Raw genomic sequence first — 12987 nt, 5'->3', positions numbered from 1 at the left:
GCGCGGGTTTTCATGAAACAAGGCCCTTGCAAGCCAGGCGATAGGCAGGCATTGACTGCGACCATGTCCTCAAGCCCTGAAAACCAACGCCTCGACCAGCTTCTCGTCTCGCTCAATCTCGTGGCGAGCAGAGCTCGTGCGCGCGACGCGATCGCCCGCGGCACCGTCACCGTCAACGGCCGCGTTGTCACCAAACCGAGCCTCACCTTCCCGCTCGACGCGAAACTCACGATCGACGACCCGGCGCAGGATTACGTCTCCCGCGCGGCGCTGAAGCTCGTCGCGGCGCTCGATCACTTCAAGCTCGACCCGGCCGGCCACGACTGTCTCGATATCGGCGCCTCCACCGGCGGCTTTACCGAAGTGCTGATCATGCACGGCGCAGAGCATGTGACCTCGATCGACGTCGGCCACGGACAGATGCATCCGCGGCTGCTCGCCGAGCCGCGGGTCACCAATATCGAGGGCCTCAACGCCCGCTATCTGACCGCCGAGGATTACGACGACCGCGAGATCACCTTCATCGTCTCCGACGTCTCGTTCATCTCGCTGAAGCTGGCGCTGGCGCCGGCCCTGGATCTTGCCGAGCCCGGCGCGCATTGCGTGCTGCTGGTCAAGCCGCAATTCGAGGCGGGACGCGATGCGATCAGCAAGGCCGGCCTGTTGAAGGAACCGGAGACGGCGCCGGCGGTTGCGGCCGAACTCGAACGCTGGCTGGTCGAAGAGATGGGCTGGGCAAGCCTCGGGCTCATCCCCTCCCCGATCGCCGGCGGCGACGGCAACCAGGAATACCTGCTCGCAGGCAGGAAGCCCGGTGAACCTTCATGAGCACGGTCACCGTCACGATCAATCGGCTCGGCGCCCAGGGCCACGGTATCGCCAATGGCGAAAACGGCCCCGTCTACGTGCCCTATGCGCTGCCCGGCGAAACGCTGGCGATCGCCCGCAACGGCGATCACGGCACGGTCATGTCGACCTCCAATCCGTCGCCGGACCGGGTCACGCCGCCCTGTCGTCACTTCGGACCCGACAGCGACGCCTGCGGCGGTTGTTCGCTGCAGCATCTGGCGGATGTCCCCTACCACGCCTTCAAGCGCAACCTCGTCGTCGAGGCCCTAAAATCCAAGGGCCTGACGCCTGAAGTGGGTGAGCTGGTCATCGCCCATGCCGGCGAGCGTCGGCGGGTGGTGTTTTCCGCCCGCAAGACCGAGAAGGAATTGCTGCTCGGCTTCAACCGTGCCGAGACCAACCACATCGTCTCGATCGTCGAATGTCCGATCGCCTCGCCCGGCATCGTTGCCCGGCTGGAGGCGATCCGCGCGGTGGGCAAGGCACTGGCGACCGGTTCGGAGACGTTCCGGATCGCGGTTCTCGAAACGCTTGCCGGCCTCGATCTTGCCGCAGAAGGGCTGAAGCCGCTCGACGACAAGCAGCGGCGCACGGTCACCGAGACGGTGCTGGCGCTGAAAAGCATCGCGCGGGTTTCGGTCAATGGCGAGATCGTCATCGAATTGCAGAAGCCGCTGGTGGATTTCGGCGGCGTCAAGGTCTCCCCGCCACCAGGCGCCTTTACCCAGGCGACAAAACCGGCGGAAGACGCGATGGCTGAACTGGTGCTGTCGCATATCGGCAAGGCCAAGCGGGTTATCGACCTGTTTGCCGGCTCGGGCACCTTCTCGCTCCGGCTCGCCCGCATCGCCAAGGTGCATGCAGTCGAAGGCGACGAGAAATCGGTCAGGGCGCTCGACGTTGCGGGCCGCAACACTCAAGGCCTGAAGCCCGTATCGGTGGAGAAGCGCGACCTCTACCGCCGGCCGATGATGGTTTCGGAGCTCAAGAACTACGACGCCGTCGTCTTCGATCCGCCGCGCGCCGGTGCCGAAGTCCAGATGAAGGAGCTTGCCCGCTCGACCGTAAAGACGGTCGTGGCGGTGAGCTGCAACCCGCTGACACTCGCCCGCGACCTTCGTATTCTCGTCGATGCCGGATACCAGATCAAGGCGGTCACGCCGATCGACCAGTTTCTCTGGTCGCCGCATGTCGAAGCGGTGGCGCTGCTGCAAAAATAAGCTCGGGCGGGCGACCGCCGGGCCTCTTACCGGTCCAGATCAAGCGTACCGCTGCCAACCACGCCGGAGCAGCGGCAGCGGCTGCCGACGCGGCCGGGATCGGCATTGCAGACATAGGGGCGGCGGCGGTCCATGCTCGGCGGCGGAGAGACGACGCAGACATAACGTTGCGGGCGGGGACGATTTCTATCGCGGTCACGGTCGCGATCTCTGTCCCTGTCGCGGTCCCTGTCACGATCACGGTCGTCGTCACGGCGGATGATGAGGCCGTTGGGGCCGATGGTGACGGAAGGGCTCTGGGCGAGCTGCAGCGGCTGGCTCTGCGAGGGGAACGCCAGCGTCTCGGCCTGCGCCGGTGCTATTCCAATAAGCAGCACGAGCAAGCTCGCCGAGATACGATGCATCATTATTCCCTCCCAATCGATTGGAGGCAATCTAGCGCTGAAGTTGCGTCAAAAGAAGACGGGAACAGAAATTTCCCATGCGACACCGTTAACGCCGCATGAAGGCCTCGAAGGCGGCGCGTGCTTCTGCACTTTTGAGCTGGGCGGAGAAATGCACCAGCTCCTCGTCGATACGCGCAAGTACCGCCTCGCGCGGTCCGCGCACCAGATCTCGGGCGATCTTCAGGGCCTGCGGCGGTTTGCTGGCAAGGCTTGCGGCAAGCGCCAGAGTCTCGGCTTCGACCGCCTGCGGCTCTACGATCTTCCAGATCAGACCGGCATCGAGTGCAGCTTGCGCCGAAAACCCCTCGCCCGCCACCAGCATGGCAAAGGCGCGCTGATGACCGATGGATTTGGGGGCGAGCAGGCTGGAGGCTGCCTCCGGCACCAGCGCCAGGTCGACGAAGGGCGTCTTGAAGACGCTGCGGGCGGAGGCGACCGTCAGGTCGCAATGCATGTTCAAGGTGGTGCCGATGCCGATCGCGAGGCCGTCGACCCCGGACACCAGCGGTTTTTCGGCAAGCGCTAAGGCCTTGATGAAAACGGCGGCGGCAGGCGCCTCCTTCGATCCGGACATGGCATAGGCGAGGAAGTCGCCCATGTCGTTGCCGGCGGAAAAGCAGCCTTCGGTGCCCAGGAAGGCGACGGCGCGCACGGCATCGTCCCTGTTCGCCTCTTCGAGCGCTGCGGTCATGCGGTTGTACATGGCCGAGGTGATGGCGTTCTTCTTTTCCGGCCGGTTGAAGCGGATCACCATGACGCCCGGCTGGGCCTCGGGGCGTTCGACGAGGATATGATTGTCGCTCACGGACATCTCCTTCAGGCGAGGATCGAGCGGGCGGCTTGAAGGCTCGCTGCTCCCGAAACGACGCGGTCCTTCAGGGCCGAGGTTTCGGCCAGCAGGTTTTCGGCCATGAAGCGGCAGAGCGCGACGCGCTTTTCCGGGCCGCCGTTATCGACAGCGACGAGCGCACCCTTGGCGAGGTAGCAGCCGGTCAGCACCAGACCGAACAGGCGCTGATAGGGCGTCGCACCGGCGAGCGCATCGGCGGTCCTGCCGGCCGCCTGGGTGTCGAGGAGCCAGCCGGTGGCGGTTTCGAGTGCGGCGATGGCGGCGCGCAGACGGTCGCCGGTCTCGCCGAACGCCGTATTGTTGGAGGCTGAGATCTTGTCGGCAATCTCCTTCAGCTCACCGATGAAACCGCGCACCTGATCGCCGGAGGAGAGCGGCAGCTTTCGGGTCACGAGGTCGATTGCCTGGATGCCGTTGGTGCCCTCGTAGATCGGCGCGATGCGGGCGTCGCGCAGGTAGCGAGCAGCGCCTGTCTCCTCGATGAAGCCCATGCCGCCATGCACCTGGATGCCTAGCGAGGCGACGTCGACGCCGGCGTCGGTCGCGAAGGATTTGGCGATCGGTGTCAGAAGTGCGGCCCGTTCGGTCCAGTGGCGGGCCTCGTCGCCCTCGGCGTGATGCGACATGTCGGTCGCGTGGGCGCAGGCGTAGCAGATGGCGCGAGCGCCTTGGGTCAGTGCCTTCATGGTGATCAGCGTGCGGGCAATATCCGGATGGTCGATGATCGGGCTCATGCCCTCCCCCGACCAGCCGGGCGCCTTGCCCTGAGTGCGTTCCTTGGCAAAGGCGACGGCCTTCTGCGTCGCGGCTTCGGCGATCGCCACGCCCTGCATACCGACCGCCAGGCGCGCATTGTTCATCATCGTGAACATGCAGGCGAGACCCTTGTTCTCCTCGCCGATCAGCCAGCCGATCGCGCCCTTGTCCTCTTCGTTGCCAGGAGAATATTTGCCGTCGCCATAGATCATCGTGCAGGTCGGCGAGCCGTGGATGCCGAGCTTGTGTTCGATCGAATGGCAGAACACGTCGTTGCGCGCCTCCAGCGATCCGTCGTCGCCCACGAGAAATTTCGGCACCAGGAAAAGCGAGATGCCGCGGGTGCCGGCAGGCGCATCCGGAAGCCGTGCCAGTACCAGATGGATGATGTTGTCGGCAGCGTCGTGCTCGCCCCAGGTGATGAAGATCTTCTGGCCGAAAATGCGATAGGTGCCGTCGTCGCTACGCTCGGCGCGGGTCTTCAGGACGCCGAGGTCGGAGCCGGCATGCGGCTCGGTGAGGTTCATGGTACCGGTCCATTCGCCGGAGACCAATTTGGCCAGATACTTTTCCTTCAGCGCATCGCTGCCGTGGGCGACCAGCGCCTCGATCGCGCCCATGGTGAGCGTTGGGGCGAGTGCGAAGGCCATGGAGGCGGAATTCCACATTTCGAGTGCGGCGACGTTCAGCATATGCGGCAGGTTCTGGCCGCCGTAGGCTTCCGGCGCGGTCAGGCCGTTCCAGCCGCCTTCTCGCCAGTGACGATAAAGTTCCGGCCAGCCGTCGGGCGTCTTCACCTTGCCGTCGGTGAGGCAGGCGCCCTGTTTGTCGCCGATCTCGCCGAGCGGCGCCATCTCGTTGCCCGCAAACCGCCCCGCTTCCTCCAGGATCGCCTCGACCAGATCGGCACTCAGGTCACCGAACCTGCCGATCTCCAGGGCGTCCGCAAGACCGGCCACGTGGTTCAGGGTGAAGGCGATCTCCTCGACCGGTGCCTTGTACATGATGCTCCTCCTCGTGGGCGCAGTTGTGACCGCCCTAACCTAGCCGATTCTACTCCGTCGGCATCCTCACCTTGCTTTTTACGTAAACGTAAATAACGTTGTCAATGTTCGTTCGTGGAGACCGGCTTGGCCGCGGTCCTGGCATCCTCATCAACGAACTCCGCGAGTGCGGGTCCAGCCATGCCAAAAGGTCCGGTGTGTTTCGAGCGGCAGCAGAGACAGCCAAGGATTGCTTGCGGTATGCGTCTTCGGGAGGCATGCAATTCTCGCCAGGTTTGTTTTAGCGGCCAGCGGCGCCGATCGAATGACAAGTCTTACGCTGCTTCTTCCGTTTCAGAGAACGTTGTTGAAACAGGCGTTACACAAGAGGTCTATGGAGTGATGCCTATGCTTTCGGATTCCTCGGCCATGTCCCTCATGAACCCCGCTATCCCCGGCCTCGTCTGGGCCTATCACTTCCATCCGGGAGCGGCGCCCTGCACCAGGTTGCCGCTGGATGCGGCGCGCAGCGATCTCGAGGTCGGCGATGGTTTTCTATGGCTGCATCTCAACCTCGTCGACAGTCGGGTCAACGCGTTCCTGGAGAACTTCCCGGGCCTGACACCACCGGCCATCGCCGCACTCACCACCCACGACACGCACGCCGCGGTGACGCTCGACGAGCAGCTGGTCTACGGCACACTGGTCGACTTCCAGCGCGAATTCGACAGCGAGACGCGCGATATCGGCTGGCTGCATTTTTTCGTCTCGGACAGGGTGATCATCACCACCCGCCTGCAGCCCCTGAGATCGATCGACCGGGTGCGGGCGGCGATCGAAAAGAACGCCTCGCGTTACAAGAAGCCGATCGACGTGTTCGAGACGCTGGTCGCCGAATTCCAGCGTACGCTGATCGCCCTGGTGATGGAGCTGACCGAGGAAATGAACATCATCGAGGATTTCGTCTACGACAACACGCCGCGCGACGAACGGCGCCGGCTAGCGCCGATCAGGCGGACGGTGGTCAGGCTGCACCGGCACCTGAGGACGGTGCTGACACTGCTGCGGCGGGCAGCGGCGACCGACGACGACGAGATGCCCCCCGGATTCGACGACGCCGCCTCGCGGCTGATCGGCCGGCTGGAGGCGGCGGACCACGACGTCTACGCGCTGCAGGAGCGGGCGCGACTGCTGCACGAGGAAATCGACTCGAAGCTTTCCTCAGAGACCAACCGTCACCTCTACATCCTGTCGCTGATGACCGCCTTCCTGCTGCCGCCGACCTTGGTCACCGGCTTTTTCGGGATGAACACCGCGTCGCTGCCCTTCGAAGGGAATGGCTCGGGGACAGCCTATGCCTTCGGCCTGATCGTCATTTCGGTGCTTGCCGCCTGGTGGCTGTTGAAACGCACCGGCATTCTTTGACCGCTGGACAAACGAAAAACCCGCCCGGGGTCGATGCCGGACGGGTTGAACGTTGCCTATCGACCGCTCTTAGAAATAGGGCGAATAGCAGGTCTGGCGCGGGCCGTAGTTCGGCTGGAACGAGTTCGAATAGGCGTCGTAGGAGCGGTAACGCTCGGCGCACCATTCGTAGTGGCGCGGATTGATGTCGTCCCCGCCGCCATAGACCGGCGCCGGCTCGACGTAACGCGGCTGGGAGGCAATGGCACCGCCGATCAGCGCACCGGCACCAAATGCCGCCAGCGGGAACCAGTAGCCGTTATGGCGGCGATAACCAGGACGGTAGTCGCGATAACCGCGATGCCCGCCATACCAGCCGCCGCCATGGCGACGGTACTGCACGAGGGTCACGTCGGTATTGGCGTTCGTTTCGATCCCGGCGGCCGGAGCGGTCGGCAGCGGCATCGCCTGAGCCGGCATCAGCGAGCCGGCGAGAACGGCAGCAGAGATGCCCGCAACCGCGATCTTCTTCAAAAGAGTCATATTAAGTCCCCCATATCCCTTGTCGGTGTTTCAATTTTTGCCAGCCAATTATTTCAGTATGCAGCGAAATAGAATTTCGCTGCAACCCTTGGGAAGTTCATCCTGAATGCGTGATTAACGTGCGCCGCGACAAACAAGCCCGGCCACCGGCTTACGCCGCGGCCGGGCTCCGCGTCGAGAGGGCCAATGCCCGCTTACCTGTAAGGCGAGATGCAGCGTGCCCGCACGCCGGCGCGCGGTGCGTAGGTATCGTCCCAGGCCCGATAGCTGCGATAACGGCTTTCACACCAGGCGACGTGGCGGCTGCCATAACCCCGATCCGCCTGGATAGCGCCGCCGATAATGGCGCCGGCACCGAAGGCGGCCAGCGGGAACCAGAAACCGTTGTGATAACGATAACCGGGGCGGCGGTCGCGGTAACCACGATGGCCGCGATACCAGCTGTAGCGGTCACGCCGGAAATCGCGACGATACTGAACATTGGTGACATCGCTGGCGGCCGAAATGCCGGATGGCGGAGCCGGCATTTGGACAGCCTGCGCGGGTACAAGGCCAGCAAATGTCGTGACAACAGCGACTGCCGCTGCGGTCAGGCGTAGACGAAAGGCATTCATGCGGGATGTTTCCTCATTCTGATTTTCAGTGAGAAAACAACGCCAGATGCGGGATTCCGTTCCTGGCAAGACACTTGGCGCCGATCACGAATTGGCGATCAGGCAACGATCGAAAGTTGCGCCTGCTCGCCCTGCAGCCGGTTGACCATGAAGTTCGAGTACCATTCGACGAACTGCATGACACCGCCTTCGTGGAGTGGCGAATAGGGACCGGGTTCGTAGGCGGGCGAGCGGATGCCGAAGGCGTTTTCCTCGACGATCTGGCGGTCCTGGTCGTTGGTCATGTTCCAGACATGGGTCAGGTCTTCGAGATTGTAATCGACGCCCTCGACCGCGTCCTTATGGACCAGCCATTTGGTGGTAACTGCCGTTTCCTCCGGCCCGAGCGGGGTGACGCGGAACGAGATCGCGTGGTCGCCGAGAATGTGGTTCCAGCTGCTCGGATAGTGGAAGAGCAGCATGGTGCCGATCGAGTTGATGGTCACGTCGTCGGAGAGTTTGCGCTGTACGGCGTTGCGGCCGCTCATCGTATAGCTCTCGGCATCTTCGATCAGCGGCATGCGCGCAACGCGGAACTGGCCGGTTTCGTCCATCCGGAATTCGCTCGGCAACCCGGCCTCCTCACAGCGCTGCCAATGGGCGGCGATGACCGGATCGTCCTTGGCGCCCTGGACACCGGTCGCGGTCGGCGATTCCGGATAGGTGCGGCAGAGTTCCGGGTGGTTGGCGGCGCAATGGTAACATTCGCGGTTGTTTTCCCAGACGAGCTTCCAGTTGCCCTTCTCAATGATCGTCGACTGATGCGCGACCTTGGCTTCCGACAAGCGGTGCGGGGCCATATAGGGCTCGATCGCAGCGCGAACCGGCGCGAAATCCGGCGCCTCGTTGGCAAGGCAGATGAAGATAAAGCCCGCGACGCTCTCGCAATGGACCTTCTTCATGCTGAACTGGGTCTTGTCGAAATCCTGGCCCATCTGGCGGCCGACCAGAAGCGAGCCGTCCAGCTCGTAAGTCCATTGATGGTAGGGACAGACGAGCCGCACCGCCGAGCCATGCTCCTTGGTGCAGACGCGGCTGCCGCGATGGCGGCAGGTATTGTGCAGCGCCCGGATCTGGTTGTCGCGGCCACGCACGACGACTACCGGATAATCGCCGATCTGCAGGGTGAAATAGGCTCCGGCCTTGGGCAGCTCGCAATCATGCCCGACGAACAGCCAGTCGCGGTACCAGATCATTTCCAGATCGAGCTTGAAATAGGCGGGATCGGTATAGAAGGGCTGTTCGAGGCTGAATCCCTCGCGGCGGTTCTTGAGCTGCCGCAGGGCCTGATTGCGAATTTCCATATACTTACCTTCCTCGTCAATGTGGACAGCGGAAGGACATGGAAATGCCGGCCGGCCCCAGGCCCGCCCCAAACCCTGTCCCGAACGCCCGCCGCGTCCGGTCGTCATCTTTTGTCCCGAGGCTGGTTTCCGGGCTCAGGAGCTGTCCGTTGCGGGACGGGCTCGGCGCCTTCCCGGGCGGCCTTTTCGGCTCTTTCCCAGTGGCCTGTACCAAGCTTTCTTGCTCCACCACCGTTGCGGGGGCAGCGCCGGATCAAGGTTTTGAAGACCCCTGCCGGCTTCCCAATTCTCCGCCTTCCCTAGACAGGCGGCACCTCAAGATCGAGACGGATATAATCATTGAGCCGGCGTGTCGCATAGGCGACATTGCGACATCGGCAACCGCGTTGGCGACAGCGGCGAAACGGCCCAGAATGCAACACTCCAGCCCCGCGAAAGCGAAACCTGTCATTAAGGGATAAGCCATAAAATCCCGGCTCGAATGGGAGCGATGCCACCGTGCAGGCCAAGGGAAAAATCCGTTACTATAAAGCTCCTCCACCAAAGCCTCCGGCGCCGGTGGTGGTGAAGACCGCTGCCCATTCCGAATTCCTCCGGACGGGGCGCATCGCCCGCTACAATCCGATCTGGCTGCCGGAAGAGCGCCGTTATCTCACCCATGACGAGGTCGCCGAGCGCACGGGCAAAAGGCTCGAGGCGGCCGGCGAGACAAGCCACAACCGGATCAACTCCTTTCATCGCTCGATCAAGTTTCCGAAGATCATCTTTCACCACACGCTCGATGAGCGGCCGCATCTCGGCTATTGCCATGTCACGGCGGCAAGAACGCAGCTTGCCCACGGCGTGCCGGTCAGCTGGTCCTTCTACATTGCCAACTTCGTCTCGGAGATGGGCGGGGAGGAAACGTTCTTCGAGCGTATCAGCACGGCTTATTCGCGCATGTATTTCGCCGTCGCGGTCGAACGAGAGGCCGGCCAGCCGCTGCAGATCAACCGGTCGATCCGCAAGAACGGCCTTCTGTTCCGCACCAACGATCCGATGGAAGCGATCAAGAACGTGCTGATGCTCGGCACCTCCAACGAAATGCTCCGCGAGATCATCAAAAAGCTATGAAGACGCCCGGGTCCGCGTTATTGACGGGCGGATATGACGGCTCAAATCATCGACATCACCCGGGATCATGACGGCGCGCTTGCCCAAGCCTGCGCTGTGCTCGGCGACGGCCTGCCCGTGGCGATCCCGACCGAGACGGTCTACGGGCTTGCGGCCGATGCCACCAATCCCGCCGCCATCACCCGCATCTATGAGACCAAGGGCCGGCCGCGCTTCAATCCGCTGATCTGCCACATGTCGGATCTTGCCATGGCCGAGCGTTATGCCGACTTCGACCCGATTTCGCGAAAGCTTGCTGAAGCCTTCTGGCCGGGACCCCTCACCCTGATCCTGCCCCTGAAACCCGAAAGCGGCATCCATGCCCTGGCGACGGCCGGGCTCGATACGGTCGGCATCCGGCTTCCCAAGGGCTTCGCTTCAGATCTGATCCGCGCCTTCGGCAAGCCGCTCGCGGCGCCGAGCGCCAACACGTCCGGCAAGGTGAGCCCAACCAGCGCCGCCCATGTGGCTGACGATCTGGGCGACAAGCTGGCCTTGATCATCGACGGCGGCGCGGCTCCGGTCGGTGTGGAATCGACCATCGTTCGTGTCGAGGATGGCGTGATCCGGCTACTGCGGCCGGGCGGGGTTGCCGTGGAAGAGATCGAACGGGCGACCGGACTTTCGGTGATCAGACCGGGCGGTCCGGCGGCGATCATCGAGGCTCCCGGCATGCTCGCTTCCCATTACGCGCCAGGAGCGGCGGTCAGGCTCAATGTCGACCATGTCGAGACCGGCGAGGTGTTGATCCGGCTCGGTTCTGCTCCCGTGAAGGGAATGGAACTCGCCGCAGCGGTTTTTGACCTCAGCCCGTCCGGTGATCTTGCGCAGGCGGCGGCAAACCTGTTCGATTACCTGAAGCGGGCCGACGCCACCGGCGCCGCCAGTATCGCCGTCACACCCATTCCCGACCATGGGCTCGGCGAAGCGATCAACGACCGGCTGGTGAGGGCCGCCGCTCCGCGGGAATAAGCCGGGGCAAAAGAGGAGGAGACGCTGATGGATATTTCCGGGCCGAAACCAGAACTTCTCGACCGCTTCGCCGCGATCGTCGGCGAAAATCACGTGCTGCGCGATGCCAGCGATCTTGCGCCGCATCTGGTCGAGGGCCGCGGGCTCTACAAAGGTTCCTCGCCGATGCTCCTGAAACCGTGCTCGGTCGAGGAAGTGTCGGCGATCCTGAAGCTTGCGAGCGAGACCGGCACGCCGATCGTGCCGCAAACCGGCAATACCGGCCTTGTCGGAGGCCAGACGCCGCGCACCGGCGGCAGCGACCTGATCGTCTCGCTCGAACGCATGAACCGCATCCGCGACGTCGATCCGGTCGCAAACGTGCTGGTCGCCGACGGCGGCGCCATCCTTGCCGACGTGCAGAAGGCGGCGGAAGCCGTCGACCGGCTGTTTCCGCTGTCGCTCGGCTCAGAGGGCTCCTGCCGCATCGGCGGCAACCTCTCCACCAATGCCGGCGGCACCGCCGTGCTCGCCTATGGCAATACCCGCCAACTCTGCCTCGGGCTGGAAGTGGTGCTGCCGACAGGCGAGATTTGGGACGGCCTGCGCCGGCTCAAGAAGGACAATACCGGTTACGACCTGCGCGACCTGTTCATCGGCGCGGAGGGCACGCTCGGCATCATTACCGGCGCGGTGCTGAAACTTTTTCCGCAGCCGGTCGGGCACCAGGTCGCACTTGCCGGGCTCAATTCGCCGGCAGACGCGTTAAAACTCTTCGAGCGGGCCTCGAACCTCTGCGGCACGGCGTTGACCGGTTTCGAACTGATGCCGCGCATCGGCATCGAATTCGTGGTTCGGCATATAGAGGGCGTGCGCGATCCGCTCTCCGAGCCGCATCCGTGGTACGCGCTGATCGACATCTCGACTTCGGATTCCGCCGAGACGGCCAGTTCCATGGTGCAATCGCTGCTCGAACAGGGTTTCGAGGCAGGCCTCATCCGCGACGCCGTGATCGCCTCCTCCGTCGCGCAGCAGAAGGCGCTCTGGCACATGCGTGAAAGCATGTCGGATGCGCAGAAACCTGAAGGCGGATCGATCAAGCACGATGTGTCGGTGCCGGTCTCGAAAATCCCGACCTTCATGGCGGAGGCCGAGCAGGCGGTGCTGGCGGCCATGCCGGGCGCGCGGGTCTGCGCTTTCGGCCATCTCGGCGATGGCAATATCCACTACAACATCTCGCAGCCCATCAATGCCGACATGGCGGGCGACAAGGCGGCCTTCATCGGCCGCTGGCGGGAGATCAACGCGATCGTCCACGGCATCGTGCTCGCCGCCGGCGGGTCGATCTCGGCCGAACACGGCATCGGCCAGTTGAAGCGCGACGAACTCGCCCATATCCGTTCGCCGATCGAGATGGACCTGATGCGGCGCATCAAGCAGGCGTTCGATCCGGCCGGCATCATGAACCCCGGCAAGGTGGTGGCGATCCCATGACCCGGTCTTCGAAGACCACGATCCGGATCGACCTCGACAACGGCGTGCGGCTCGGTCCGGGCAAGGCGCAGCTTCTGGAACTGATTGCCGAACACGGCTCAATCCGGGCGGCGGGCGCCTCGATCGGTATGTCCTACCGGCGCGCATGGCTGCTCGGCGACGAGATCAACCGGATGTTCAAGGAGCCATCGATATTTACCCGCCACGGCGGCAAAAGCGGCGGTGGTGCGGGTTTGACGGAATTCGGCCAGGAACTGCTGTCGCGCTACCGGCGGATGGAAAAAGCAAGCCGGGACGCGATGCGCGCCGACCTCGACTGGCTCGAATCGAATGCAGATCCGCGCTTCGAGACAACGGACAAAACCACCGACGCCTGATAGCC

13 protein-coding genes and 1 riboswitch are annotated in these 12987 nt (G+C 63.6%); of the genes, 7 read left to right on the top strand and 6 right to left on the bottom strand.

Features of this window, described 5'->3' with window-relative positions:
- The first annotated feature begins 63 nt into the window (after positions 1–63).
- A complete protein-coding gene (locus RG540_RS02500; RefSeq protein WP_038584200.1) occupies positions 64–828 on the top strand; it encodes a TlyA family RNA methyltransferase in 765 nt (254 codons plus the stop codon).
- Complete coding sequence (locus RG540_RS02495) at positions 825–2069, top strand: class I SAM-dependent RNA methyltransferase (protein ID WP_038584198.1); 1245 nt, start codon at positions 825–827, stop codon at positions 2067–2069. The genes RG540_RS02500 and RG540_RS02495 overlap by 4 nt, the downstream gene beginning before the upstream one ends.
- A 26-nt stretch (positions 2070–2095) precedes the next feature.
- Here the strand turns inward: RG540_RS02495 and RG540_RS32965 are convergent, their stop codons facing one another.
- From RG540_RS32965 to RG540_RS02480, 3 genes are all read right to left on the bottom strand, one after another.
- Entirely contained in the window at positions 2096–2476 is a 381-nt protein-coding gene (locus RG540_RS32965) for a hypothetical protein (protein ID WP_046599444.1), read from the bottom strand.
- Between the two features lie 85 nt (positions 2477–2561).
- Positions 2562–3326: a crotonase/enoyl-CoA hydratase family protein gene (locus RG540_RS02485; RefSeq protein WP_038584196.1), complete on the bottom strand. Its 765-nt coding sequence runs from the start codon at positions 3324–3326 to the stop codon at positions 2562–2564.
- Between the two features lie 5 nt (positions 3327–3331).
- The gene (locus RG540_RS02480; RefSeq protein ID WP_038584195.1) at positions 3332–5125 is read right to left on the bottom strand and encodes an acyl-CoA dehydrogenase; all 1794 of its coding nucleotides are present in this window, start codon (positions 5123–5125) and stop codon (positions 3332–3334) included.
- A 408-nt stretch (positions 5126–5533) separates the two neighbouring features.
- Between RG540_RS02480 and RG540_RS02475 the strand changes: the two genes are divergently transcribed.
- Complete coding sequence (locus tag RG540_RS02475; RefSeq protein ID WP_038592904.1) at positions 5534–6529, top strand: transporter; 996 nt, start codon at positions 5534–5536, stop codon at positions 6527–6529.
- A gap of 69 nt (positions 6530–6598) precedes the next feature.
- Here the strand turns inward: RG540_RS02475 and RG540_RS02470 are convergent, their stop codons facing one another.
- The 3 genes from RG540_RS02470 to RG540_RS02460 form a co-directional block, all read right to left on the bottom strand.
- On the bottom strand, positions 6599–7051 hold the full coding sequence (locus tag RG540_RS02470; RefSeq protein WP_038584193.1) for a BA14K family protein: 453 nt from the start codon (positions 7049–7051) through the stop codon (positions 6599–6601).
- A gap of 194 nt (positions 7052–7245) precedes the next feature.
- A complete protein-coding gene (locus RG540_RS02465) occupies positions 7246–7665 on the bottom strand; it encodes a BA14K family protein (RefSeq protein WP_038584191.1) in 420 nt (139 codons plus the stop codon).
- 98 nt (positions 7666–7763) lie between these two features.
- Positions 7764–9008: an aromatic ring-hydroxylating oxygenase subunit alpha gene (locus tag RG540_RS02460; RefSeq protein ID WP_038584190.1), complete on the bottom strand. Its 1245-nt coding sequence runs from the start codon at positions 9006–9008 to the stop codon at positions 7764–7766.
- 103 nt (positions 9009–9111) lie between these two features.
- Positions 9112–9341, bottom strand: a riboswitch (cobalamin riboswitch).
- A 225-nt stretch (positions 9342–9566) separates the two neighbouring features.
- Here RG540_RS02460 and RG540_RS02455 point away from each other — a divergent pair.
- Genes RG540_RS02455 through RG540_RS02440 form a run of 4 tightly spaced genes read left to right on the top strand, consistent with a single transcriptional unit; the run spans position 9567 to position 12982 of the window.
- Positions 9567–10121: a DUF6656 family protein gene (locus RG540_RS02455; protein ID WP_244446655.1), complete on the top strand. Its 555-nt coding sequence runs from the start codon at positions 9567–9569 to the stop codon at positions 10119–10121.
- A gap of 33 nt (positions 10122–10154) precedes the next feature.
- Complete coding sequence (locus tag RG540_RS02450) at positions 10155–11132, top strand: L-threonylcarbamoyladenylate synthase (protein ID WP_038584187.1); 978 nt, start codon at positions 10155–10157, stop codon at positions 11130–11132.
- Positions 11133–11159: 27 nt separating this feature from the next.
- Entirely contained in the window at positions 11160–12605 is a 1446-nt protein-coding gene (locus tag RG540_RS02445) for an FAD-binding oxidoreductase (protein ID WP_038584185.1), read from the top strand.
- A complete protein-coding gene (locus RG540_RS02440; RefSeq protein ID WP_038584183.1) occupies positions 12602–12982 on the top strand; it encodes a winged helix-turn-helix domain-containing protein in 381 nt (126 codons plus the stop codon). Before RG540_RS02445 ends, RG540_RS02440 begins: the two co-directional genes overlap by 4 nt.
- Positions 12983–12987: the final 5 nt, after the last annotated feature.

Source organism: Neorhizobium galegae bv. orientalis str. HAMBI 540, assembly GCF_000731315.1.
GTDB lineage: Bacteria > Pseudomonadota > Alphaproteobacteria > Rhizobiales > Rhizobiaceae > Neorhizobium > Neorhizobium galegae.
This window is presented reverse-complemented; position numbering and strand designations above follow the sequence as displayed.